This is a genomic window from Fibrivirga algicola (genome assembly GCF_011742925.1).
Lineage (GTDB): Bacteria > Bacteroidota > Bacteroidia > Cytophagales > Spirosomataceae > Fibrella > Fibrella algicola.
In genome coordinates this window covers 1-256 of sequence record NZ_WAEL01000051.1, presented here as the reverse complement: position 1 = coordinate 256, position 256 = coordinate 1, and the positions used below count along the sequence as shown (strand labels likewise).

The window sequence follows — 256 nt, the reverse complement described above, 5'->3', positions numbered from 1 at the left end:
CGTGACCGCCACGGTGGCTAACCAAACTATCTGTAACGGAACGACGGCTACACTAACGGCAAACGCTACAGGTGGTACGGGATTCACATACGTCTGGTCACCCGCTGGAACGGGATCGACGGCTTCGGTTGTGGTCTCCCCCACCACGACTACTACGTATAATGTCACAGTAACGAACAGCAACGGCTGCTCGGCTGTAACCACGGCTACGGTAACGGTCAACCCCGCCGTGACCGCTACGGTGGCTAATCAGACC

General features: G+C 57.4%; 1 protein-coding gene. It reads left to right on the top strand.

Annotated features, from left to right (window positions below):
- On the top strand, window positions 1–256 hold a 256-nt coding region (locus tag F7231_RS27165), incomplete at both ends, for an Ig-like domain-containing protein (RefSeq protein ID WP_166694351.1).